The organism is Pseudomonas sp. M2(2023) (assembly GCF_030263955.1).
Lineage (GTDB): Bacteria > Pseudomonadota > Gammaproteobacteria > Pseudomonadales > Pseudomonadaceae > Aquipseudomonas > Aquipseudomonas asiatica.
The window spans coordinates 3,751,437-3,774,970 of record NZ_CP127114.1; the positions used below are offsets into that span (position 1 = coordinate 3,751,437).

The 23,534-nt window shown below is 63.7% G+C and carries 17 protein-coding genes; 10 read left to right on the forward strand and 7 right to left on the reverse strand.

Features of this window, described 5'->3' with window-relative positions; all coding sequences use genetic code 11:
• The 5 genes from QN085_RS17365 (at position 1) to QN085_RS17385 (ending at position 4,770) form a co-directional block, all read left to right on the forward strand.
• The gene (locus tag QN085_RS17365; protein WP_009686399.1) at positions 1 to 1,074 is read left to right on the forward strand and encodes a microcin C ABC transporter permease YejB; all 1,074 of its coding nucleotides are present in this window, start codon (positions 1 to 3) and stop codon (positions 1,072 to 1,074) included.
• Position 1,075: 1 nt separating this feature from the next.
• The gene (locus tag QN085_RS17370; protein WP_041505764.1) at positions 1,076 to 2,095 is read left to right on the forward strand and encodes an ABC transporter permease; all 1,020 of its coding nucleotides are present in this window, start codon (positions 1,076 to 1,078) and stop codon (positions 2,093 to 2,095) included.
• A 1-nt stretch (position 2,096) separates the two neighbouring features.
• Positions 2,097 to 3,707: an ABC transporter ATP-binding protein gene (locus tag QN085_RS17375; protein ID WP_023661221.1), complete on the forward strand. Its 1,611-nt coding sequence runs from the start codon at positions 2,097 to 2,099 to the stop codon at positions 3,705 to 3,707.
• A 400-nt stretch (positions 3,708 to 4,107) separates the two neighbouring features.
• Positions 4,108 to 4,350: a hypothetical protein gene (locus QN085_RS17380; protein WP_023661222.1), complete on the forward strand. Its 243-nt coding sequence runs from the start codon at positions 4,108 to 4,110 to the stop codon at positions 4,348 to 4,350.
• Between the two features lie 156 nt (positions 4,351 to 4,506).
• Positions 4,507 to 4,770, forward strand: coding sequence for a DUF3077 domain-containing protein (locus QN085_RS17385; RefSeq protein ID WP_013973407.1), 264 nt, complete (start codon positions 4,507 to 4,509; stop codon positions 4,768 to 4,770).
• Between the two features lie 194 nt (positions 4,771 to 4,964).
• Here QN085_RS17385 and QN085_RS17390 read toward each other — a convergent pair whose 3' ends face one another.
• Positions 4,965 to 6,128 carry a P-loop NTPase fold protein gene (locus QN085_RS17390; protein ID WP_023661223.1) on the reverse strand — a complete coding sequence of 388 codons (1,164 nt, stop codon included), beginning with the start codon at positions 6,126 to 6,128 and terminating at the stop codon, positions 4,965 to 4,967.
• 181 nt (positions 6,129 to 6,309) lie between these two features.
• Between QN085_RS17390 and QN085_RS17395 the strand changes: the two genes are divergently transcribed.
• The 5 genes from QN085_RS17395 (at position 6,310) to QN085_RS17415 (ending at position 15,202) form a co-directional block, all read left to right on the forward strand.
• Positions 6,310 to 9,240: an aminotransferase gene (locus tag QN085_RS17395; protein WP_041505763.1), complete on the forward strand. Its 2,931-nt coding sequence runs from the start codon at positions 6,310 to 6,312 to the stop codon at positions 9,238 to 9,240.
• A gap of 73 nt (positions 9,241 to 9,313) precedes the next feature.
• Positions 9,314 to 10,219, forward strand: a complete 906-nt coding sequence (locus tag QN085_RS17400) for a LysR family transcriptional regulator (RefSeq protein WP_023662341.1) — start codon at positions 9,314 to 9,316, stop codon at positions 10,217 to 10,219.
• A 122-nt stretch (positions 10,220 to 10,341) separates the two neighbouring features.
• Positions 10,342 to 11,301 carry a hypothetical protein gene (locus QN085_RS17405; protein WP_013973411.1) on the forward strand — a complete coding sequence of 320 codons (960 nt, stop codon included), beginning with the start codon at positions 10,342 to 10,344 and terminating at the stop codon, positions 11,299 to 11,301.
• A complete protein-coding gene (locus tag QN085_RS17410; protein ID WP_023662340.1) occupies positions 11,298 to 14,450 on the forward strand; it encodes a T6SS effector BTH_I2691 family protein in 3,153 nt (1,050 codons plus the stop codon). The genes QN085_RS17405 and QN085_RS17410 overlap by 4 nt, the downstream gene beginning before the upstream one ends.
• A gap of 197 nt (positions 14,451 to 14,647) precedes the next feature.
• Entirely contained in the window at positions 14,648 to 15,202 is a 555-nt protein-coding gene (locus QN085_RS17415) for a DUF6708 domain-containing protein (protein WP_023662339.1), read from the forward strand.
• Positions 15,203 to 15,568: 366 nt separating this feature from the next.
• Here the strand turns inward: QN085_RS17415 and QN085_RS17420 are convergent, their stop codons facing one another.
• The 6 genes from QN085_RS17420 to kdpF form a co-directional block, all read right to left on the reverse strand.
• Positions 15,569 to 16,264 carry a response regulator gene (locus tag QN085_RS17420; RefSeq protein WP_013973414.1) on the reverse strand — a complete coding sequence of 232 codons (696 nt, stop codon included), beginning with the start codon at positions 16,262 to 16,264 and terminating at the stop codon, positions 15,569 to 15,571.
• Complete coding sequence (locus QN085_RS17425; RefSeq protein WP_041505762.1) at positions 16,261 to 18,915, reverse strand: DUF4118 domain-containing protein; 2,655 nt, start codon at positions 18,913 to 18,915, stop codon at positions 16,261 to 16,263. Before QN085_RS17425 ends, QN085_RS17420 begins: the two co-directional genes overlap by 4 nt.
• Before the next feature lie 156 nt (positions 18,916 to 19,071).
• Entirely contained in the window at positions 19,072 to 19,623 is a 552-nt protein-coding gene (gene kdpC / locus QN085_RS17430) for a potassium-transporting ATPase subunit KdpC (RefSeq protein WP_013973416.1), read from the reverse strand.
• A gap of 10 nt (positions 19,624 to 19,633) precedes the next feature.
• Positions 19,634 to 21,688 (reverse strand): potassium-transporting ATPase subunit KdpB, encoded by a 2,055-nt coding sequence (gene kdpB / locus QN085_RS17435; protein ID WP_023661206.1) that lies wholly within the window; start codon positions 21,686 to 21,688, stop codon positions 19,634 to 19,636.
• Positions 21,689 to 21,697: 9 nt separating this feature from the next.
• Positions 21,698 to 23,392: a potassium-transporting ATPase subunit KdpA gene (kdpA, locus tag QN085_RS17440; protein WP_031324506.1), complete on the reverse strand. Its 1,695-nt coding sequence runs from the start codon at positions 23,390 to 23,392 to the stop codon at positions 21,698 to 21,700.
• Positions 23,393 to 23,401: 9 nt separating this feature from the next.
• Positions 23,402 to 23,491 (reverse strand): K(+)-transporting ATPase subunit F, encoded by a 90-nt coding sequence (kdpF, locus tag QN085_RS17445; RefSeq protein WP_003251485.1) that lies wholly within the window; start codon positions 23,489 to 23,491, stop codon positions 23,402 to 23,404.
• Between the last annotated feature and the right edge of the window lie 43 nt (positions 23,492 to 23,534).

Below are 23,534 nucleotides of genomic sequence, written 5' to 3' on the forward strand. Positions count from 1 at the left end.
ATGCTGGCCTACATCCTGCGTCGCCTGCTGCTGATCATCCCGACCCTGTTCGGCATCCTGATCATCAACTTCATCATCGTCCAGGCCGCCCCCGGCGGCCCGGTCGAGCAGATGATCGCCAAGCTCGAAGGTTTCGAAGGCGCCACCAGCCGCATTGCCGGTGGCGGTGCCGAAGTGTCCGTGGCCGGCTCCAACTACCGTGGCGCCCAGGGCCTGGACCCGGCACTGATCGCCGAGATCGAACGCATGTACGGCTTCGACAAGTCGCCGCCCGAGCGCCTGTGGATCATGATCAAGAACTACGCCCGGCTGGACTTCGGCGACAGCTTCTTCCGCGATGCCAAGGTTATCGACCTGATCATCGAGAAGATGCCTGTGTCAATTTCGCTGGGGCTGTGGAGCACGCTGATCATGTACCTGGTGTCGATCCCGCTGGGCATCGCCAAGGCCGTGCGCCACGGCAGCCATTTCGACGTGTGGACCAGTTCGGCGATCATCGTCGGCTACGCCATCCCGGCGTTCCTGTTCGCCATCCTGCTGATCGTGCTGTTCGCCGGCGGCAGCTACTTCGACTGGTTCCCGCTGCGCGGCCTCACCTCCAACAACTTCGACGAACTGAGCACCACCGGTAAGGTGCTGGACTACTTCTGGCACCTGGTGCTGCCGATCACCGCGCTGGTCATCGGCAACTTCGCCACCATGACCTTGCTGACCAAGAACAGCTTCCTAGACGAGATCAACAAGCAATACGTGGTCACCGCCAAGGCCAAGGGCCTGAGCCGGCCACGGGTGCTGTACGGCCATGTGTTCCGCAACGCCATGCTGCTGGTGATTGCCGGTTTCCCTTCGGCGTTCATCGGCATCTTCTTCACCGGTTCCTTGCTGATCGAAGTGATCTTCAGCCTCGACGGCCTTGGCCTGATGAGTTTCGAGGCGGCCATAAACCGTGACTACCCGGTGGTCTTCGGCACCCTGTTCATCTTCACCCTGCTGGGGCTGGTGGTGAAACTGATCGGCGACCTGACCTACACCCTGGTCGATCCACGCATCGACTTCGCCAGCCGGGAGCACTGACATGGCCTTGTCCCCCCTCAACCGCCGGCGCTTCGAGCGCTTCAAGGCCAACCGCCGTGGCTGGTGGTCGCTGTGGCTGTTCCTGATTCTGTTCGGCCTGAGCCTGGGCGCCGAACTGATCGCCAACGACAAGCCGATTGCCGTGCGCTACGACGGCGAATGGTACTTCCCGGCATTCAAGCGCTACCCGGAAACCACCTTCGGCGGCGAATTCCCGCTGGAAGCCAACTACAAGAGCCCGTACATCCGCGAACTGCTGGAGAAGAAAGACAGCTTCGTGCTGTGGGCACCGATCCCGTTCAGCTACCAGAGCATCAACTATGACCTGCAGGTACCCGCCCCGGCCCCACCGTCGGCGGACAACTGGCTGGGCACCGACGACCAGGGCCGCGACGTGCTGGCACGGGTGATCTACGGTTTCCGTATTTCCGTGCTGTTCGCCCTGACGCTGACCCTGCTCAGTTCCATCGTCGGCGTGATCGCCGGCGCCTTGCAGGGCTTCTATGGCGGCTGGGTCGACCTGGCCGGGCAACGCTTCCTGGAAGTCTGGTCGGGCCTGCCGGTGCTGTACCTGCTGATCATCCTCGCCAGCTTCGTGCAGCCCAACTTCTGGTGGTTGCTGGGCATCATGCTGCTGTTCTCGTGGATGAGCCTGGTGGACGTGGTGCGCGCCGAGTTCCTGCGCGGGCGCAACCTGGAATACGTACGTGCCGCCCGCGCCCTGGGCATGCGCAATGGCGCGATCATGTACCGGCATATCCTGCCCAACGCCATGATCTCGACCATGACCTTCATGCCATTCATTCTCACCGGCGCCATCGGCACCCTCACCGCCCTGGACTTCCTCGGCTTCGGCCTGCCGCCGGGCGCACCGTCGCTGGGCGAGCTGGTGGCCCAGGGCAAGTCCAACCTGCAGGCCCCATGGCTGGGCATCAGCGCCTTCGCCGTGCTGGCGCTGATGCTGAGCCTGCTGGTGTTCATCGGCGAATCCGCCCGCGATGCCTTCGACCCGAGGAAGTGACATGAGTGAACAGAACCTGATCGAAGTGCGCGACCTGGCGGTGGAGTTCGTCACCGGGGACCAGGCCCACCGCGTTGTGAACGGCATCAGCTTCGACATCCGCAAGGGTGAGACGCTGGCACTGGTGGGCGAGAGTGGCTCGGGCAAATCGGTTACCGCGCACTCGCTCCTGCGCCTGCTGCCCTACCCCCTGGCCCGCCACCCCAGCGGCAGCATCCGCTACGAGGGCAAGGACCTGCTGCAGCAGAACGAGAAGACCATGCAGCGCATTCGCGGCAACCGCATTGCAATGATCTTCCAGGAGCCGATGACCTCGCTTAACCCGCTGCACTGCATCGAGAAGCAGATCAACGAAATCCTCCTGCTGCACAAGGGCCTGACCGGCAAGGAGGCCACGGCGCGCACCCTGGAGCTGCTGGAGATGGTCGGCATTCCCGAGCCACGCAAGCGTCTGAAGGCTTTGCCCCATGAGCTATCGGGCGGGCAGCGCCAGCGGGTGATGATCGCCATGGCCCTGGCCAACGAGCCCGAACTGCTGATTGCGGATGAGCCGACCACGGCGCTGGACGTGACTGTGCAGTTGAAGATTCTCGAACTGCTCAAGGAACTGCAGGCGCGTCTGGGCATGGCCCTGCTGCTGATCAGCCATGACCTGAACCTGGTGCGACGCATCGCCCACCGTGTGTGCGTGATGCAGCACGGGCAGATTGTCGAGCAGGCCGAATGCGCCAGGTTGTTCAGCGCACCGCAGCACCACTACACGCAGATGCTGATCAATGCCGAACCCAGCGGGCTGCCGGCGCACAACCCGGTGGGCGCGCCATTGCTGGAGGTGGATGACCTCAAGGTGTGGTTCCCGATCAAGAAGGGCCTGCTACGGCGCACGGTCGACCATGTGAAGGCGGTGGACGGGATCAACTTCAGCTTGCCGCAAGGGCAGACGCTGGGGATTGTCGGCGAGTCCGGGTCGGGCAAGTCGACTTTGGGTTTGGCGATCTTGCGGCTGATCTCCAGCCAGGGCGGCATTCGCTTTCATGGGCAGGATCTGGAAGGGCTGAACCAGAAGGCCGTGCGCCCGTTGCGCCGGGAAATGCAGGTGGTGTTCCAGGACCCGTTCGGCAGCCTGAGCCCGCGCATGTGCGTGGAGGACATTGTCGGCGAAGGGTTGCGCATCCACCGCATCGGCACGGCGCAGGAACAGGAAGCAGCGATTATTGCGGCCTTGGAGGAAGTGGGGCTGGACCCACGCACGCGGCATCGCTATCCGCACGAGTTTTCCGGTGGGCAGCGCCAGCGCATTGCCATTGCCCGGGCGTTGGTATTGAAGCCGGCGCTGATCCTGCTGGATGAACCTACGTCGGCGCTGGACCGCACGGTGCAGCGGCAGGTGGTGGAGTTGCTGCGCAATCTGCAGCAGAAATACAACCTGACCTACCTGTTCATCAGCCATGACCTGGCGGTGGTCAAGGCATTGAGCCACCAGTTGATGGTGATCAAGCATGGGCATGTGGTGGAGCAAGGGGATGCACAGGCGATCTTCCATGCGCCGCAGCATCCGTATACCCGGCAGTTGCTGCAGGCGGCGTTCTTGGAAGTGGATGCGGCTAGTTAGCTTTTGACCGCGCCGGCTTCAAGCCATGCGCTATCCCTGTGGGAGCTGGCTTGCCGGCGATGGGCCGCAAAGCGGCCCGCTTTCGGCGAGGTAAAAAACAGACTTATCCCCTTCCTTGTAGGCCATTTCCCAAACATACTCCTGCCGCGTGTTTTCCGTTGCGGCTGCTCTGGCTGGGCTCTAGTCTCGATTGGTCGCTGAAGATCAGCGATACAGCTTTGACAGGCTGTGACGGTTAATTCACGCAGGCAGTCTCCGCTTCATGGTGGCTGTGCGTGTGGGCACGCTTGCGTGCGCCGGAACTTTTGCGTGATTTACCGCCGGTCTGTCAACCCACGTACAGCTGCCACCCGACTGTTTGACAGCAGACAGGCGGCCGCACAGCCAATGGTTAATCACGATGCTGAAGATTGTCCCCGATCCAACCCACACCCCCCATTCCCTCGAAGACACCCTGATCCAGGCCACCGACTACGCGCTATGCGCGGCCACCGTGGTGCATCAGGCCTTGCTACTACAGCCCAAATCGCCGGCTTCGATCCTGATGATGACCTCGATGCATGAGCTGGAGGCGCTTAGGACTTTGCTTGAGTCGGCACTGGTTCAGGTGCAGATGCCCGCTGAGCCTCGGACTTTGCACTGAGGCTTTAGTGTTGCGTTGTCTGGGCTGGCCTCTTCGCGGGTAAACCCGCTCCCACAGGATCTCCACAGGCCTTGAGGCAGATGCAGCCCCTGTGGGAGCGGGTTCACCCGCGAAAGGGCCCGCCCAGGCAGTCGAGGATTTTCAGGGGATTCAAAAATGACCACAGAAGACACCCAATTCACTGTCGGTAAAACCACGTTCTACCAAGGCGAACACGGCACCCACCCACTGTTCCGCATCGAGCCCGGCATTCCCTGCCGCGATGCCCGCGAGCAATCTTCGGAGCTGATGGGCTATGTACGCGAACTGACCATCACCGGCCTGATGGATGAAAAGCCGATGATGATCTGGGCTGCCCACTACCTGAGTGCGATGGCCAAGGCGCTGATGGATGATGCCGAGCTGGGCATGATGCGCTGATTGGCATCACAGGCCATAACGCACATATGGGAGCGGTCTCGTGTCGCCAAAGGGCTGCAAAGCAGCCCCGGCGATTTATGCTTTCATGCAGAAATCTGGGGGCCGCCCTGCGGCCGTTTCGCGACACAAGGCCGTCCCCGCGAGAGATTGCACACCCCGGGAGGCCGGCGCCAGCTGGCCTACGTAGATGCAGCTCAGAGCCGGCCCAACAACTCCTGCCGCTCGCGCCAGATCTCCTGTACAAAGGGGTCGGTCACCCCATAGAGCCCATGCCCCCGACGCATGATCAGGTTAGCGGCCAGCAGTTCGTTTGCAACCGGCTGTATCTCTTCGACACGCACTTCACGCCCCACAGACTTCGAATACTCCGCCGCCGCTTCGTTGGAGAACACCCCACGCGCATCGCCCTCGACCGATGCGATCCGGGCAAAAATCGCTTCAGCCAGGACGCCCAGCTCCTCTACTTTCATCAGCTCCAGGTCAGCAGCAGCCGACCGCAGCGTTGATGCGATTACCGGCAGCACCTCATCCGGCCCCATCCCGGACGCAGGTGAGTGAACCAACTGCCGAAGTGCACGAATGAACTCCTCGGGCCTGCTGCCCAGCGTTTTGAATGCCTGTGCCGCGACATCCAGCGACGGCAAGTTGCCCAGGCCATCTTTTGCGAGCCGCTTGAGCCAGAATTCGACATAGTCCCTGTCCAGCACCGGATACGGCACGTTTGTGGCACCGGCAAAAGCCTGGTTACGCCGCGCGGTCAACTCGTTGACCATCGCCCGGTGAGAGCCAGTACCGATGAACAGGAAGTGCCCTGGCGTGTTCGGGCGCGGATTGATGGCATCGCGCGCAGCCTTGAGCGCCAGCATCATCTGTTGGCCGTCCTCGGTTGTGATTGCCTGCTGCACCTCATCGACGACCAGCACGACGTCAGTCCTGGCCTGGTCCACAACCTCGGTCAGCGCTTCCGCAAGTGTGACACCGCCCTCTGTGCCCAAGGTTTCCAGGTTGAAGCCAAACTTCAGCCCAGCCACTTCGACCTCCGCGCCACGCAGGGCCTTGAGTTTCTGCAAGAAAGCCGAGGTAGGTTTCTGAAGATCAGCAAGGGCTTTACGCACTGCGGCGAGGACCAGCACGACCGGGCTGGTCTGGGTATCACTCCAGAGGTCGACATAGATCACCAATGCACCCATTTCCTCCAGGGCAGGGATCAAGTCGTTCTTTAAAAAGGTGGTTTTGCCAGTCCTGCGCAGCCCGGAGAAAAATAGCCCTGATCTCAAGCCGATATCCAGGGCAGACGGTTTCAACAGCTGCCTGGCCATGTCGGCAGCCAGTTCACGGCGCGGGAAGATGTCGATCATGGCTTTATCCGAAATTATTGAATAGCAATAATTATTGGCAGAGAATAATTTAATGTAAAGGCGTAGAGGCAGGGCGGTTCGAAAGCCTTCATCAAATTTTCTGACAACAATCGTCTTCCATCATCAGCCAGATCGGGCATAAATTCTCCACCGTCAACCCCAGCAGCAACGGTAGAGCCCCATGTCCAGCCCACACCACCAGCCCGCCTCCCCTGCCCTGACCACGCTGATCCAGCGCTCCGGCCTGCCCAGCCCTGCGCTAGGCGAAGCCCAGGCACATGCCGTGCTGCAAACGCACTACGGCATTGCCGGCAACCTCTCGGCATTGGGCAGCCAACAGGACCTGAACTTCCGAGTAGACGCTCCACAAGGCCGTTTCGTGCTCAAGGCCTGCCACGGCAGCTACGCCCAGGTGGAGCTCGAGGCCCAGCACGCGGCCCTGGCCTACCTGCGCGAACAGGGCTTGCCTGTGCCCGCCGTGCGCCCGGCCAGCGATGGCCAGATGCTGCTGGCGTTGGAAATCGACGGGCAACCGCTGCGCATGCGCCTGCTCGACTACATCGAAGGCCAGCCACTGACCCGCCTCAAGCACATGGAGCCACGCCTGATGGCCGAACTCGGCGGGCTCTGCGCGCGGCTGGACAAGGCCCTGGCCACTTTCGACCACCCGGGCCTGGCGCGCACCCTGCAATGGGACCCGCAACATGCCCAGGCACTGATCCAGCACCTGCTGCCCGTGCTGGGCAACGCCGAGCAACGCGCCCGCATCGAACGGGCCACCCAGCTGGCCGCCGAGCACCTGGCGCCGCTGGTCGACCAGCTGCCAAGCCAGGCCGTGCATCTGGACATCACCGACGACAATGCCGTCTGGGCCCGCGATGTCGAGCGCCAGTGGCAGTTGCAAGGGGTGATCGATTTCGGCGACCTGTTGCGCACCTGGCGCATCGCCGACCTGTCGGTGACCTGCGCCGCATTGTTGCACCACGCCGAGGGCGACCCGCTGCGCATCCTGCCGGCCGTGCGTGCCTACCAGGCGCTCAACCCGCTGAGCGAAGCCGAACTGCGGGCGCTGTGGCCACTGGTGCTCAACCGCGCCGCCGTGCTGGTGCTGAGCAGCGAACAGCAACTCACCGTCGACCCCGGCAACCAGTACACCCGCGACAACATCGCCCATGAATGGGAAATCTTCGACACTGCCACCGCCGTACCTTTCGCGTTGATGGAAGCGGCCATCCTGCAAGCTGCGGGCCTGCAGCCCGCCACGCCGGACCTGAGCGGTTGCGCCCTTCTGCTCCCTGAACTGGATCGGCAGGCAGTGACGCGCGTCGATCTGGGCGTGCTCAGCGTGCATTGCGAGGCGGGCAACTGGGAGCAACCGGGCTTCGACCAGCACCTGCTGACCACGCAACCAGCACCGGCTTTCAGCCTGCACGGGCAGTATCGCCTGTCGCAAACCCATATCGACCGCCCCGAAGAGCCTGCCACCTGTGCCCTGGGCGTCGAGCTGCATGTACCCAACGGCAGCCTGGTGCAAGCGCCAGATGCCGGCACCTGGCAGCGCCATGGCGACGGCCGTGGCTGCCTGCGCAGCGCGCACTGGGCGTTGTGGCTGCAAGGCCTGGAAGACGCGCCTGCAGATGGCCAGGCCGTGGAAAAAGGCCAGTCGCTGGGCAGCAGTTGTGGTTTCCTCAGCGTGCAACTGTGCCTGGATAGCGGCATCCAGCCGCCGTTCTTCGCCACCCCATCCCAGGCAACCGCCTGGCTGGCCCTGTGCCCGTCGCCAGCTGCGTTGCTGGGCTTCGACTGCAATGCCGAGCCGCTGCCCGACCCACAGGCCCTGCTGGCTCGCCGCGACGCCAGCTTCGCCCGCTCGCAGAAGCATTACTACGCGCAACCGCCTCACATCGAACGCGGCTGGCGCAACTACCTGATCGACATGCAGGGCCGCTCGTACCTCGACATGCTCAACAACGTCGCGGTGCTGGGCCACGGCCACCCGCGCATGGTCGCCGAGTCGGCACGGCAGTGGTCGCTGCTGAACACCAACTCGCGCTTCCACTACGCGGCCATCACCGAATTCTCCGAACGCCTGCTGGAGTTGGCACCCGAAGGCTTCGACCGGGTGTTCATGGTCAACAGTGGTACCGAAGCCAACGACCTGGCGATTCGCCTGGCCTGGGCCTACAGCGGCGGGCGCGACCTGCTCAGCGTGCTGGAGGCCTACCACGGCTGGTCGGTGGCCACCGATGCCATTTCCACTTCCATCGCCGACAACCCGCAGGCCCTGGAAACCCGCCCGGACTGGGTGCACCCGGTCGAGGCGCCGAACACCTTCCGCGGCCGCTTCCGTGGCGCCGACAGCGCCACCCACTACCTGCGCGACGTCGACGCCAAGCTGGCCGACCTCGACGCCCGTGGCCGCCAGTTGGCGGGCATCATCTGCGAGCCGGTGTACGGCAATGCCGGTGGTATTTCGTTGCCGGCCGGTTACCTGCGCGAGGCCTATGCCAAAGTTCGTGCCCGGGGCGGCGTGTGCATCGCCGACGAGGTACAGGTCGGCTATGGCCGCCTGGGCGAGTACTTCTGGGGCTTCGAGGAACAGGGCGTGGTGCCCGACATCATCACAATGGCCAAGGGCATGGGCAACGGCCAGCCACTGGGCGTAGTCATCACCCGCCGCGAGATCGCCGAAGCGCTGGAGGCCGAGGGCTACTTCTTCTCCTCGGCCGGCGGCAGCCCGGTCAGTTGCCGCATCGGCATGGCGGTGCTGGATGTGATGCAGGAGGAAGGCCTGTGGGACAACGCCCGCGACACCGGGCGCTATTTCAAGGCGCGCCTGCAGGCACTGGTCGACAAGCACCCGCTGGCCGGCGCGGCGCATGGTTCGGGCTTCTACCTGGGGCTGGAACTGGTGCGCGACCGCGCAACGCTGGAACCGGCCACCGAGGAAACCATGGCCCTGTGCAACCGCCTGCGTGACCTGGGCATCTTCATGCAGCCGACCGGTGATTACCTGAACATCCTCAAGATCAAGCCGCCGATGTGCACCACCCGGGCGAGCGTGGACTACTTTGTCGACAGCATTGATCGGGTGCTCTGCGAAGACCTGTAAAGAATTGCGAAGCTGGCCGAGGAGTGTTCATACTTTCGGCCACAACGCTTCCTCGTCATCAGGTTTACTGACAATGGCCTTTACCAGCGACTCCCTGGCAATCTTCCTCGCGGTGCTGGAGGCAGGCTCGTTCTCTGCCGCCGCGCGCAAGCTGGGGCGTGTGCCTTCGGCCGTGAGCATGGCCATCGCCCAGCTGGAGGCAGAGCTGGACCTGGTGCTGTTCGACCGGGCCACGCGCAAAGCCTTGCCCACCAGTGCCGCACTGGCCCTGGAGCCCCAGGCCAGGCAGGTGATCTGCCAGCTCAACCTGCTCGACGCCCAGGCCCTGCAACTGCACAAGGGGCTGGAAAAGCGCCTGACTATCGCCATGGCCCCCGAGCTGCAGACCGGCCGCTGGAGCCAGCCGCTGGAAACCCTCGCCCAGGAATTTCCCAGCCTGGAAATCGAAGTACGCTCGGCCACCCAGGCCGAAGCCATCCGCCTGCTGCATGACGGCAGCGTGCAACTGGCACTGGTCTTCGAAAGGCCTGGCATCGACGAACGCGAGTCATTCCTGGAGGCCGGCAGCCAGTTGCTGGTGGCCGTCGCCTCCCCCCGCCATCCGGCCGGGCAGAGCAGCGGCACGCCGTTGCCGGAAGAGACTTTCGCCGAACAGCGGCAGATCATCGTGGCGTCGGGCAAGGCCACCGGGTCGGACCCACGCATGGTGCTGTCGCGGCGCATCTGGCTGACCGACAGCTACCTGGCCACGCTGGACCTGGTGCAATCGGGCCTTGGTTGGGCCTACCTGCCGCAGCCTTTGGTCGAGCCGTTGATTGCTTCGGGCGCGCTGGCGGAGGTGCGTTTCGACAACATGGCCAGCCGGTTGCGCTTGTGGGTGGACATCATCTGGGTCAAGTCGCGCCCGTTGGGCCTGGGCGCGCGGCGTTACCTTGACGTGATGCGCCAATGCTTTGAAACAGAATCCCCGAGGTCCTGAGCGATACGACTGCCTCGTCCGACAGCGAAAAATCCTACAGCTGGTTAGGAAGCCGATAACTACCTGCAGCATTGATTCCCCGTTAGGTTTCTGCTCGCCATCAAGAAGAAAAGGAACTTCTCATGTCGAGCCAGTCCACGCAGGGCTACGTGCAGTCGGTCGATCACTTCGCCAACCAGCAGCGCCAACCAGAAGAAGCCCTCTACCTTTTACTGGACCCATTCGCCGGCTGCCCACCTGAGCACCCGCTGGCCATCGCTGCCCTCAGCGAAGCGCTGGGTAGTGATGCCGTAACGCGCGTCGACTGCAGCCGCCTGGTGCAGGATCCTGAGTGCTGGCCAGCTCTGGTCCAGCTCGCCGAACCCGGCGATGCGCCCACAGCCCTTGCCCCATTAAGCGCGACCTGCGCCGCTCGTGAATCGGCAGCTACCTGGCACTACGTGTGTGGCTGGCTGATCAGCGATCAACCCGCCGACCTCATCGCCCAGCACATCAGCCACCAGTGTCAGGTGCTGCACCAACCAGAACCGCACGGTATCACCGCCTGGTTTGAACCCGTGCGGCTGGCGCTGCTACGCGCGACCCTGAAAAACGCAGGCGAAGTCCTCGGGCCTGTTCGCAGCTGGCTACATCCCGATGGTTGTGGCAGTTGCGAGGTATTCGAGCGAGAACCCATGGCTGGCGAACTGGCCGTCCCCGAGGCCGTGAGGGCGACCCAGCACGTCGCACCGCAGATCATTCAACTGCTCGGTGCCTGGCATCGCCTGAGTGCCGTGCAGCATCCCCATGCACCCTGGCACTTCGCAGGTTCATCAGGCCTGCCGGAAAACGCACCCACCCATGCCATGAACCTGATCCTCAAGGCCTTCAGGCAAGGCCTGCGCGACCGTGCCGATATCCAGTGCATGTGCCTGCACATGCTCATGATCCACCCACTGCTCCTTCAGCACCCGACCATCCAGCACGACGTGGAAAAGGCAGCTGCCGGCGAGCAGCGCCTGGCGGACCGCTTCGCCAGCTACGACGAATGCACCTGGTCGCACATCGTCGCCGGCCTGCCGAAGGCAAGGAGTTACCCATGAGCATCAGCAAAACCATCCACATCGCCATGCAGGAAGAGATCCCCAACACCTACGGCACCTGCAATGCCTGCGAACGCTCCGGCCTGCCGATTCTGCTGCTGCGCGAGGCCTACGCCCCACGCCCGGACACAGGGCGCCCCTATCGCCTGGCAGACGATAGCGAAATCGTCTTCCACCCGATGCACACCGACCAGTTGCGCCTCCTGCGCCAGGGTTATGTCTACGTACTGCTCGACCAGGAAATCTGGCAGGCCTACGAGGTGGCGGCGGAAGGTACCTTGCAGCGCTTTCCGGTGTCGCAGATGCCCTTGGGGCCACCCAGGTCGTTACCCAAGGTATGCGCCACCGAAGGCCACGATGTGATCGCCTCGTTCATCAACATCGATACCCTGCTCTACCGCAAGGCCTGGATCGCCTTCGCCAACGACCCTTGGCCCCGAGCGGTACTCGACCGCTATCGGCAAGGCATCGCCAACAGCGACCCGGGCACCCTCGCCCGCTTCGTCGAGGTGGACCTGAACACCGCACGCAACGACCCTGCCAGCCTCGGCATCGCCATGACCGACAGCTTCCGCTTCGGCCTGGAACAGGTCCTGGAGTTTTCCACCTTTTCCTCTGCCAGGTTTACCAGCGCTCATGGCTTTTACAGCCGCCTGGGCCGCTGGCATGAAACCCGCACGCATGTGCGCAATGTCATCGAGCAGGAACAACTGCCCAATGGCCTGCTGGCGCTGACGCTACCCGACCCGGTCGGCATGGTCATGGAGCTCAACGCGCAACGCACTGGCTGGGTGCAAGCCCTGCAGGAATGGCGGGCCCAGCCGCAGCGGCACTTCGAATACTTCACCTCGCAAGCACTGCTGGGCATCCGCGAATTGCACGCGGCCATGGCGGCCGTGCAGGGTGCCGAGGACGCGCAGCGGGAAGCCCGGCAGATCGAGCAGTGGAACGACAGCCCGATCGCGGCCAAGGCGTATCTGCCGCCGGTGGACATCGACGCGCAGGCCGAACGCAACACCGCGCGCAAGCAGCAGGACGCCCGCGAGCGGCTGGAAGAGCGTTACGACGAAAGCGCCCGCGCGGCGTTCCAGGCCGATTACGACCGCGAACTGAAAAACTGGCAGTCGATGATCGACCAGGTTGGCGATCTGTATGCGCGGCACTATGCCAAGCGGGCGTTTCAGCAGATCGGCTACTACGACTATGACGCGACCTCCCCCGTTTCGGTGGAGTACTTCATCCAGATGATGGCCGCCTGCCTGGCCGGCGGGCCCACTGAAACCTTGCCGCAGGAGGGTCAGCCGCTCGGGATCACCCAGCATATCTGGCAGCAGCTGCTGGAAGACGACCGCAGCCTGCTTTACCAGGCACTACTGGCCAAGAACCAGAAGCTGATGCAGCAGGTGGCCAACGCGCTGTCCGGGGACGACTTCGGCAAGGTGTACGACATCATCAAGGGCATCGCCGGCACCGCCGATGGCCAACTGCTGATGATCAAGCCGATACAGGATGCCGTTGGCCAGTTGCTGGCCGCGGCCAACAGCGCAGGGAATACGCTCAGCCAGCACATCAGTGAACGGACCAAGACCCTAATCGGCCATGTGCATCGCTCGGCGTTTGCCCTGTTCGCCGGGCAGCAGGTAACGCCGCTGCGGGTGTCGCTGACAGTGGGCGAATACATGAGCCTGCTCAATGAAGCCCTGGAGGCGCGGACCGATGCGTTTCTGCAGCAGATAGACAAGCAGTTCCGTGATCCCCTGGGCCGCAAGGTGCGGGCCATGGTGCTGAGTGGCGCGATCAATATTGCGGCAGTGGGTAACCGTAGCCAGATGATCGAGGTGATGCTCTGGACGTTGGAAAGTGCTGAGAGTTTGCAGGCGCGGCTAGTTCAACTTCGGGCAAGTGCCGTATCAGGGGCCACTACACTGGCGCGTACTATTACTGTAGGTGCAAACGCCTTTCGGCTAAGTGCAGAGGCTGCTCGTAGCTTGGCAAGCGATACAACTAATAGTTTGCGGAGCGCTGTAACAAACCCGACAAGCGCCAGCCTGATGCTTGGGCTAGGCGGAATATGGTTCCATCAAGATAGCCTGCGCAAAAATTATCAGGCGCTACTTAAAACTGCCAACGTAGACCCGGAAGCGCTCGCCGCAATATGGTCTTCTTCCCTTGGTGTGCTGGGGGCAACCGTAGAGAGTGTGGGGCTTACCGCACAGTTACTTCGCCCGGAAAAGCTGTGGCCAAGCGCTATTAGCACCGTAAATTTAGGTGAGCGCATCGCTAAATTCGGTGGCGTCATAGCAGCACTCGCGGGGGCATCTGACGCAGCACAATATGCCTTCGCTGCGCGAAGGTCAGATGACCAGGGGGACGTTGCGTCCGCCCAAACCTATGGCTATGCAAGCGCCATTGCCTTTGCCACGATCTTCCCGGCGGGCTATGCCGCCCTTGTCCCAGGCACATTACTAGGGCCGCTGGGAATCGCGATGATCTTGGGCTTGGCAGCATACGCATTGGCGACCAGGGCGAAGCAACAAGAATCCTCCGCGACAGAACTATGGGCTCGACGTAGCAGATGGGGATTACCACCCGAACATCGGTATTGGTGTGAGGCAAAAAGTATTGATTTGGCTATTGGCGCTTTGAATGCCGCAGCGCTTGGCATGAGAGCCGAGGCCTCGATAAAAATTGGTTTCAAACACGGGGAAATAGATTCAGTAATCAGTGACGGCAGCACGGTGGCAGCAGGCTTTGTACTGAATGCGTATATGAGCATGCCAGATTTCACGGTGGGTACTTCACATTATCAATGGAAGCTGGACTTGCATCGAACCGGGGGAAGCAAAGAAACCATCACTCTCTCAGGAGACAGCACTAGATTAATACTGCCGTCAAGCTCGGCACTGAGTGTTGCCGGTGTTTTTGCAGACGACATACTAGAAAACCTACACAAAAGCGTCGACACAGAAAGCAGGATCCTGAACATCCAAGGGGCGTTCCCCTTGACAGATCACCACAACATTACCTCTCTGGAGTTGAGCCTGATTTATTGGCCTGATCCTGATGACGATTCAGCTCGAGCACAGATAACAATGATAGAGAACAGCATCAGATCTTTGGAGCACCTCAATTGGCCTCCCCATTACTAGTCCCTCCTTGCGCTGGCTGGAAGGAGGATCTGCCTGGCCCAGCCACTCCTCCAGCCGTTGACAGGAACTTGGGCAGGCAGATACCAAACCATCAAGATACGATTTACCTTGAAGTGCCTCGATCTCCTATTTCACCTAGAGGCATCCTCTCGGCACTCTCCGTGCCTGCGGCCATGTTTACGCTGCAGGTTCCTCATATGATCTTCAAGAGCTGGAGCATTGGCAGCATAGAGCTAGTCATCATTGGAATTCTTGTACTGTTCCTCGGCGTCTGGTGTACGTTTTTTGGATACCAGGTTGATATATGCCCCCCTCGCGACCTACCCATCAGGTTCAACCGGGCGCGCCAGAAAATCTACGCCTACAACTTCAAACGCCAATGGTGGAACCCCTTCGACAAAGGCCAGGTCGTGCCGGTCAGTTACGACTGGTCCCAAGTTCGTGCCGAGCGCTGGTCACAAACCGGCGCCCTGCCAAACGGTGGGGTCATTTTCAAATGGGGTGTCATGCTGTCCATCGTCGCGCCGGGCACGAACAACGTCATCGACCGTTTTCACCTGAGTACGATGGGTGCCGACCAGCATGCCTGGGCCTACATCTGCACCTACATGCAGGAAGGCCCCTCAGCCCTGCCACCACCCGGCCCCCCCAAGGATCACAACGATGTGCTCTGGTGTGAGTTCGCCCTGCGCCTGGCACCCCGAGTAGAGTGGCCAGCGGAAATGGATCTGGAGTCGAGAACCGCCCCCTGAGATTATTCTTGCACTGCTTGCTCTCGCCCTATCGCCGGCATGCCAGCTCTCGCAGAACTGCACATGACTCATCGAATTAGCGGGGACTCTGTGGGAGCGGCTTTAGCCGCGAACACCGGCGCAGCCGGTGCCATGCACCGCGTTGGATTCTTCGCGGCTAAAGCCGCTCCCACAGGGTACGCGGGCCGCTTGCGAATTCAGTTTTCTACGCGACAGCGCAGCCCAAAGGGCTGGGCAATCTCTCTCCTAGGTCGCACATGACTCATTGGATTAGCAGGGACCCTGTGGGAGCGGGCATGCCCGCGAACACAGGCGCAGCCGGTGCCATGCACCGCGCTGGATTCTTCGCGGGCATGCCCACAGGGGCTACATGGTGGGCGCCACCAACCTGTATCCCACACCTGGCTCGGTGATGATGAACCGCGGCGCCGTGGGGTCATCGCCCAGCTTCTGCCGCAGATGCCCGACCACGATCCGCAGGTAATGGGTGTCATCCACATGGGTAGGCCCCCAGATATCCTTGAGCAGTTGCTGCTGGGTAATCACCCGCCCCGGGTGCCCGGCCAGTTGCGCCAGCAGCGCATACTCCTTGCGGGTCAGCGCCACCTCCACGCCATCCAGGGTCACCCGGCGAAAGGCAAAGTCCACCATCAGCGGCCCAAAGCTGGCCGCCACTTCCGAGCCACCGGCCTGCGGCACCTGGCGCAGTAAGGCGCGCACCCGCGCCAGGAACTCCTGTATGCCGAACGGCTTGGTCACATAGTCGTTGGCTCCACCATCCAGCGCATCGACCTTCTGCACTTCACTGGCGCGCACCGACAACACCAGCACCGGCACCGCGCTCCATTCGCGCAGATCACGCAGTACCTGCTGGCCGTCCATGTCCGGCAGGCCCAGGTCGAGTACCACCAGGTCCGGCTTGCCCAGCGCCGCCTGGGCCAACCCTTCCGCGCCGGTGGCGGCCTCGAGCACCTTGTAGCCTTGCGAGGCCAGGCTGATGCGCAGGAACTTGCGGATCTGCGGTTCATCGTCGATGACCAGGAGGGTGGCGGACTGACTCATGGGGTTTCGCTTTCGGTTTCAGGTTGAGGGGGCAGCGGCAAGCATAAAGTGATGCTGGTGCCCTGGCCATCGATGCCTTCACCCACCAGGATCTGCCCGCCATGGGCGCCTATCATGCCTTGGCAGATCGCCAGGCCCAGGCCGGTGCCCTGCCCGCCGCGGTCACCGCGAGCGGCGGTGTAGAACATGTCGAAGATCTTCTCGCGGTCTTCCACGGGAATGCCGGGGCCCTGGTCGCTGACGGCAAAGCACAACCGGGCGTCCTGCACCGACACCTGCAGCTCCAGCCGGCCATTGGCTGGCGAGAAGCGCGCGGCATTTTCCAGCACGTTGACCAACGCCTGTTCGATCAATGCCGCATGCACGAACAGCAACGGCAGCTCGGTCGGCACGTCGGTGTGTAGCCGCAGCGGCGCCAGCACCGCGCGCAGGCGGTTGAGCGCGCTGCCGACGATGTCGGCCGGGGCCACCCAGTCGCGGGCCAGCTTGAGGCCGCCGTGGCCCAGGCGGGTCATGTCGAGCAGGTTCTGGATGTAGCGGTCGAGGCGTTCGGCCTCGTTGCGGGTGCCCTCCAGCAGTTCGCGGCGGTCGGCGGCGGGGATCGCCTCGCCCAGCGCCAGCAGGCTGTCGATGCTACCGCGCATGGCGGTCAGCGGGGTACGCAAGTCATGGGAAACGGACGCGAGCAAGGCGCTGCGCAGCTGCTCGGTTTCGCCATGCAGCCGCGCGGCCTCCAGCTGTTCGGCCAGCCGGGCGCGGGCCAGGGCCTGGGCCAGTGGTTGGCCAAGGGCAGTGAGCAGGCGCCGGCGCGGGTCGCTGAGCGGCTGGCCGGAGCGTGGGCGCACACCAAGCAATGCCAGGGGCTGCTCATCCACCGCCAGCGGCCACCACCACCAGCGGCCATTGGGCAGGGTGTCGCTGCCATGACCGGCGGCCTGGCCGTGCTGCCAGGCCCACTCTGCGGCGGCGCGTTCGTTATCGCTGAAGGCATGGGCTTCGCCGCTGGCCACCTGCAACTGGCCTTCGACATTGCGCTCCAGCAGGCACACCTGCATGTCCTGCCAACCGTCCAGGTGCTGGCCGGCGGCGTTGAACACCGCCTGGCGGTCGGTGGCCACGGTCAGCCGGCGCGACAGGTCGAGCAACTGGCTGGTCTGCGCCTGGGTCTCGCGCAGCGCCTGCAACTGGCGGCGCTGGCGGGCGGCCAGGTTGCCGGTGAGCGCGGCCATCAACAGGAAGAACACCAGGGTCAGCACGTCTTCTTCGCGCTGGATCCTGAACGACAGGTTGGGCGGGATGAACAGGAAGTCGTAGGTCAGGAACGACAGCACTGCGCAGGCCAGCGCAGGCCCCAGGCTGCTGCGCACTGCCACCAGCAACACCGCGGCCAGGAACACCAGCGATATGTTGGGCAGCGCCAGCACACTCGACACCGCCCAGGCCAGGCCTGCGGCCATGACCGTGGCCAGCAGCGCCAGCAGGTAATGGCGCCAGACCCACACCCGCCGTACCGCCGAACGCGGCGCTTGCGGCTGCGCGTCGCGGTCCAGCACGTTGATTTCCAGGCCGTGGCTTTCGCGCAGCAGCCGCGCGGCCACACCGGCACCGAACAAGCGCCGGCGCAGGCGGTCGCGGGACTGCCCGACCAGCACCAGGCTGGCCCGTCGTTCGGCGGCATGCTGGATCAACGTGCGCACCACTTCACCGGCACGCAGCAGTACCACCTCCCCGCCCAGGCGTTCGGCCAGTTGCTGGGCAGCTTGCAGGCGCTGGCGTGCGGTTTCGTCGCGCAGGCGGCCGTTGTCCACGTGCACCAGGCTCCAGGGCAGGTGGCGGCGTTGCGCCACGCGGCTGGCATGGCGCACCAAACGTTCCGCCTGGTCGTCGCCATCCACGCCCACCAGCAAGCGCCCACGCAGGGCCGGGGCTTCCTGGCCGCGTTGGCGATAACCGTGGGCCAGGTCGGCATCCACCTGGGCAGCGGCGGTCTGCATGGCCAGTTCGCGCAGGGCGGTAAGGTTGGTTTGCGAGAAGAACGCATCGATGGCGGCCCGCGCCTGCTCGGGCACGTACACCTTGCCTTCGCGCAGACGTTCGAGCAGCTCGCGGGGTGGCAGGTCGATCAGCACCAGCTCGAAGGCTTCCTGCAGCACCCAGTCCGGAAGGGTTTCGCGCACTTGCACGCCAGTAATGTCGCGGACCTTGTCGTTGAGGCTTTCCAGGTGCTGGACGTTGACCGTGGTGTACACATCGATGCCGGCGGCCAGCAGTTCCTGTACGTCCTGCCAGCGTTTGGCGTGGCGGCTGCCGGGCGCATTGGTGTGGGCCAGTTCGTCGACCAGCACCAGGGCCGGCGCGGCCTTGAGCAGGCCGTCGAGGTCCATTTCCTCGAGCGTGACGCCGCGGTACTGGCTGCGCAGCAGGGGCTGCTGCTGAAGGCCAGCGAGCAATACCTCGGTTTCGGCACGGCCATGGGTTTCGACCACCCCGGCCAGCACCTGCACGCCCTGGCGTTGCTGGGCGTGGGCGGCCTGGAGCATGGCGAAGGTCTTGCCGACGCCGGGGGCGGCGCCAAGGAAAACCTTCAACCGCCCCCGGCCGCTTCGCGGGAGGGTAGCCAACAGCGCGTCTGCGCGGGCGGAGTCACTCATCTTTCATCCTTTGCTATTTCCAGCAAGCAGCAAATCCAGGGACAAACACTGTACCTGTGGGAGCGGGTTCACCCGCGAATGCAGTAATAGCTCCACCGACGCATTCGCGGGTAAACCCGCTCCCACAGGGTCCCTGCTAGCCCCTCAAGTCATCTATCAATGGCTGAGGTTTTCCAAGGCCTGGTTCAAGGCCAGCACATTGACCACCGGCGGGCCGATCAATGGGTGGAGGGTGGCCTCTTCCAGCAAGCCTTGCAAGCGCTCCACCGGCAACTGCCGTGCCGCCGCCACCCGCGGGATCTGGTAGGCCACGGCCTCCGGCGGCAGGTGCGGGTCGAGGCCGCTGCCCGAGGTGGTGAGCAGCGCCTGGGGCACCGGCCCCTGCTGCGCCTGATACAACGCAGCCGCATCGCCCTTGACCCGCTCGGCCAGCGCCGGGTTGCTCGGCGACAGGTTGCTGGCGCTGCTGGCCACGGTGGCGTAGGCGCCTGCCGATGGCCGCGCGTGGAACCAGCCATCGCCCTGGAAATCCTGGGCAATCAGCGCCGAACCGCGCACCTGGCCCTGGTCATCGCGCACCAGGCTGCCATTGGCCTGGGTGGGGAAAGCCACCTGGGCAATACCGGTTACCACCAGCGGATACAGCGCGCCGGTCACCAGGGTCATCAACAGGGCCAGGCTCAATGCCGGGCGTACATAAGCATTCATGGTGGCCTCCTCAGACCAGGTGCAGGGCATTGAGCAGCAGATCGATCAGTTTGATCCCGGCAAACGGCACGACAATGCCGCCCAGCCCGTAGATCAGCAGGTTGCGCCGCAGCAGGTGCGCCGCACTGGCCGCCTGCACCCGCACGCCGCGCAGCGCCAGCGGGATCAGCACGATGATGATCAGCGCGTTGAACACGATGGCCGACAGAATCGCACTCTGCGGGCTGGCCAGGTCCATCAGGTTGAGCACGCCCAACTGCGGGTAGATGGCGGCGAACAGTGCCGGGAGGATGGCGAAATACTTGGCCACATCGTTGGCGATGGAGAAGGTGGTCAGCGCGCCGCGGGTCACCAACAACTCCTTGCCGACCTGCACCACATCCAGCAGCTTGGTCGGATCACTGTCGAGGTCGACCATATTGGCTGCCTCGCGCGCCGCCTGGGTACCGTCGTTCATGGCCATGCCCACATCAGCCTGGGCCAGTGCCGGGGCGTCGTTGGCGCCATCGCCGCACATGGCCACCAGGCGGCCGTCGTTCTGCTCCTGGCGGATGCGCGCCAGCTTCTTCTCCGGCGTGGCCTCGGCCAGCACGTCATCCACGCCGGCCTCGGCAGCGATGGCGGCGGCGGTTAGCGGGTTGTCTCCGGTCACCATCACCGTGCGAATGCCCAGCTTGCGCAGCTCGGCAAAGCGCTCGCGAATGCCGGGTTTGACCACATCCTTGAGGTGGATCACGCCAAGCAGGCGCTTGTCCAGGCACACCAGCAGCGGTGTACCGCCGCTCTGGGCAATACGCTCCACTTCACGGGCCAGTGCCGGTGGCATTTCCAGGCGTTGCATGCCGACGAACGCCAGTACGGCATCGACAGCGCCCTTGCGGTAGCGGTGTTGCTGGAAGTCGATCCCCGACAGGCGCGTCTCGGCGCTGAAAGCCACGGCCTCGAACTGGCCGGCGGACGGTTCGACAAAATCATGCAACTGGCGCAGATACTCGACGATCGACTTGCCCTCGGCGGTGTCGTCCGCCAGCGAGGCCAGCAAGGCGCCCTCCCCCAGCTCGCGGGCGGTGATGCCCGGTGCCGCGTGCAGCGCACTGCAGCGGCGGTTGCCGAAGGTAATGGTGCCAGTCTTGTCGAGCATCAGCGTGTGCACATCACCGGCCGCCTCCACCGCCCGGCCCGAGCGGGCGATGACGTTCAGCCGCACCAGCCGGTCCATGCCGGCAATGCCGATGGCAGACAGCAGGCCGCCAATGGTGGTGGGGATCAGCGTTACCAGCAATGCGGCGAGAAAGATCAGCGGCAGGCTGCCACCGACAAAGTGGGCGAATGGCTGCAGGGTCACCACCACGATCAGGAAGATAAGGGTCAGGCCGATCAGCAGGATGTCGAGGGCGATCTCGTTGGGCGTCTTCTGCCGCTTGGCGCCCTCGACCAGGGCAATCATGCGGTCGAGGGTCGATTCGCCCGGGTTGCTGGTGATGCGGATCAACAACCAGTCTGAGACCAGCCGGGTATTGCCGGTCACCGCTGAGCGATCGCCGCCAGACTCGCGGATCACCGGCGCGGACTCGCCGGTAATGGCGGCCTCGTTGACCGCAGCGATACCTTCAAGCACCTCGCCGTCACCGGGAATCATTTCACCAGCTACCACGCGCACCACATCGTCCTTGCGCAGCGCGCTGGCTGCTACGGTTTCGTAGCTGCCATCACGCTTGCGACGCTGGGCGGTAAGCCCTTGGCTGCCAGCCTTGAGGCTGTCGGCGCGGGCCTTGCCACGGCCTTCGGCCAGGGCCTCGGCAAAGTTGGCAAACAGCACGGTGAACCACAGCCACAGGGCGATCTGCACGGCCACACCGGTGCTCACACCGCTGCCGGGAGCGAAACACAGGACGGTGGTCAGTACCGCAGTCAGGGCGACTACCAGCATCACCGGCGAGCGCTTGAGTTGGCGCGGGTCGAGCTTGACGAACGCCTGCACCAGCGCCGGGCGCCACAATGCGGCGAAACGGGTCTGATCCTTGGCACTTTGCCGGGCTTTTACTTCAGCAATGGGCATGTTCATGGTCGGTCCTCAAAAACCCAGACTCAAATGTTCGGCGATCGGCCCAAGGGCCAGGGTCGGCAGGAAGGTCAGACCACCGACCAGCAGGATGGTGACCAGCAGCAGGCTGGTGAACAGCGGGCCATGGGTGGGGAAGCTGTTAAGCCCCTGGGGCGCGCTTTTCTTCGCCGCCAGGCTGCCGGCCAGCGCCAGTACCGGCAGGATGTAGCCGAAGCGGCCGATGAGCATGGCCAGGCCGATCATCAGGTTGTGGTACACCGTGTTGGCACCAAAGCCGGCAAAGGCCGAGCCGTTGTTGGCCGTGCCCGACGTATAGGCATACAGCAGCTGGCTGAAGCCATGCGCACCCGGGTTGCTGACCGCACCTGCCGGGCCTGGCAGGCTGGCGGCAATGGCGCCGAGCACCAACACGCCGACCGGCATCACCAGCAGGGTCGCCACCAGCAACTGCACCTCGCGGGCCTGCAGTTTCTTGCCCAGGTATTCCGGGGTGCGGCCGATCATCAGCCCGGCCAGGAACACCGCGATCAATACGAACAACAGCATGCCGTACAGCCCTGCACCGACGCCGCCAAAGATCACCTCACCGACCATCATGTTGACCATCGCCACCATGCCGGTCAGCGGGTTGAGGCTGTCGTGCATGGCATTGACCGAACCGTTGGAGGCAGAGGTAGTAGTCACTGTCCACAGCACCGAGCCGGTGGTGCCGAAGCGGGTTTCCTTGCCCTCCATCGGGGCGCTTTGCTGTACCTGCGCGCTCTCGAGGGCCGGGTTGGGCTGGTACTCGGACCACAATGCCGTGCTGCCGCCGATCAGGAACAGGGCCAGCATGCAGGCGAGGATTGCGCGGCTCTGGCGCAGGTCCTTCACGTAGTGGCCAAAGGTGAACACCAGCGCCACCGGAATGAGGATGATCGAGGCCACCTCGAACAGGTTGCTCCAGGCCGTGGGGTTTTCGAACGGGTGCGCCGAGTTGACCCCGAAGAAGCCACCGCCGTTGGTACCCAGTTGCTTGATGGCGATCTGGCTGGCAGCCGGGCCCAGCGGGATGGTCTGCTCGGTGCCTTGCAGGGTGGCCGCGTGGGCGTAGTCGGCCAAGGTTTGCGGTACGCCCTGCCATACCAGCAGCAACGCCAGCAACAGGCACAGCGGTAGCAAGCCGTAGAGGGTGGCGCGGGTCATGTCGACCCAGAAGTTGCCTAGCGTCGTGGCGCTGCGCCGTGCGATGCCGCGGCACAGGGCGACCAGCACGGCCAGGCCGGTGGCGGCGCTGACGAAGTTCTGCACGGTCATGCCGAGCATCTGGCTCAGGTAGCTGACCGACGCCTCACCACTGTAGGCCTGCCAGTTGGTGTTGGTGACGAAGCTGACCGCGGTGTTGAACGCCAGCGACCATTCCTGGCCGGGCAGATGCTGCGGGTTGAATGGCAGGTAGCCCTGCAACAGCAGCACGGCGAACAGCAGCAGGAACCCGGCCAGGTTGAAGGCCAGCAGAGCCAAGGTGTACTGCTGCCAGTTCTGTTCCTGGCTGGCGCGCACGCCCGCCAGCCGGTAGCAGGCTTGCTCGACCGGGCCCAGCACGGGCGACAGCCAGGTGCGCTGGCCTTCCATGACCTTGAAGTAGAACCGCCCGAGCCAGGGTGCCGGTAGCAGCACGATCGCGAAAAATGCCAACAGCAAGGCGAAGTCGTAACTGTGCATGGCCACTCCCTAGCTGCGATCGGCGCGCAGCAGCGCCACCAGCAGATAAAACGCCAATGCCACTGCCAGCAGCAGTGACAGCCCGTCGAGCATGTTCATGTGTGGTTCTCCCCGTGGTGCGGCTTGGGCCGCTTTGGGGAAA

Excerpts from the sequence above, each read along its gene's own strand:
- QN085_RS17365 (WP_009686399.1), top strand. The coding sequence starts at position 1 with ATGCTGGCCTACATCCTGCGTCGCCTGCTGCTGATCATCCCGACCCTG.
- QN085_RS17370 (WP_041505764.1), top strand. The coding sequence starts at position 1,076 with ATGGCCTTGTCCCCCCTCAACCGCCGGCGCTTCGAGCGCTTCAAGGCC.
- QN085_RS17375 (WP_023661221.1), top strand. The coding sequence starts at position 2,097 with ATGAGTGAACAGAACCTGATCGAAGTGCGCGACCTGGCGGTGGAGTTC.
- QN085_RS17380 (WP_023661222.1), top strand. The coding sequence starts at position 4,108 with ATGCTGAAGATTGTCCCCGATCCAACCCACACCCCCCATTCCCTCGAA.
- QN085_RS17385 (WP_013973407.1), top strand. The coding sequence starts at position 4,507 with ATGACCACAGAAGACACCCAATTCACTGTCGGTAAAACCACGTTCTAC.
- QN085_RS17390 (WP_023661223.1), bottom strand. The coding sequence starts at position 6,128 with ATGATCGACATCTTCCCGCGCCGTGAACTGGCTGCCGACATGGCCAGG.
- QN085_RS17395 (WP_041505763.1), top strand. The coding sequence starts at position 6,310 with ATGTCCAGCCCACACCACCAGCCCGCCTCCCCTGCCCTGACCACGCTG.
- QN085_RS17400 (WP_023662341.1), top strand. The coding sequence starts at position 9,314 with ATGGCCTTTACCAGCGACTCCCTGGCAATCTTCCTCGCGGTGCTGGAG.
- QN085_RS17405 (WP_013973411.1), top strand. The coding sequence starts at position 10,342 with ATGTCGAGCCAGTCCACGCAGGGCTACGTGCAGTCGGTCGATCACTTC.
- QN085_RS17410 (WP_023662340.1), top strand. The coding sequence starts at position 11,298 with ATGAGCATCAGCAAAACCATCCACATCGCCATGCAGGAAGAGATCCCC.
- QN085_RS17415 (WP_023662339.1), top strand. The coding sequence starts at position 14,648 with ATGATCTTCAAGAGCTGGAGCATTGGCAGCATAGAGCTAGTCATCATT.
- QN085_RS17420 (WP_013973414.1), bottom strand. The coding sequence starts at position 16,264 with ATGAGTCAGTCCGCCACCCTCCTGGTCATCGACGATGAACCGCAGATC.
- QN085_RS17425 (WP_041505762.1), bottom strand. The coding sequence starts at position 18,915 with ATGAGTGACTCCGCCCGCGCAGACGCGCTGTTGGCTACCCTCCCGCGA.
- kdpC (WP_013973416.1), bottom strand. The coding sequence starts at position 19,623 with ATGAATGCTTATGTACGCCCGGCATTGAGCCTGGCCCTGTTGATGACC.
- kdpB (WP_023661206.1), bottom strand. The coding sequence starts at position 21,688 with ATGAACATGCCCATTGCTGAAGTAAAAGCCCGGCAAAGTGCCAAGGAT.
- kdpA (WP_031324506.1), bottom strand. The coding sequence starts at position 23,392 with ATGCACAGTTACGACTTCGCCTTGCTGTTGGCATTTTTCGCGATCGTG.
- kdpF (WP_003251485.1), bottom strand. The coding sequence starts at position 23,491 with ATGAACATGCTCGACGGGCTGTCACTGCTGCTGGCAGTGGCATTGGCG.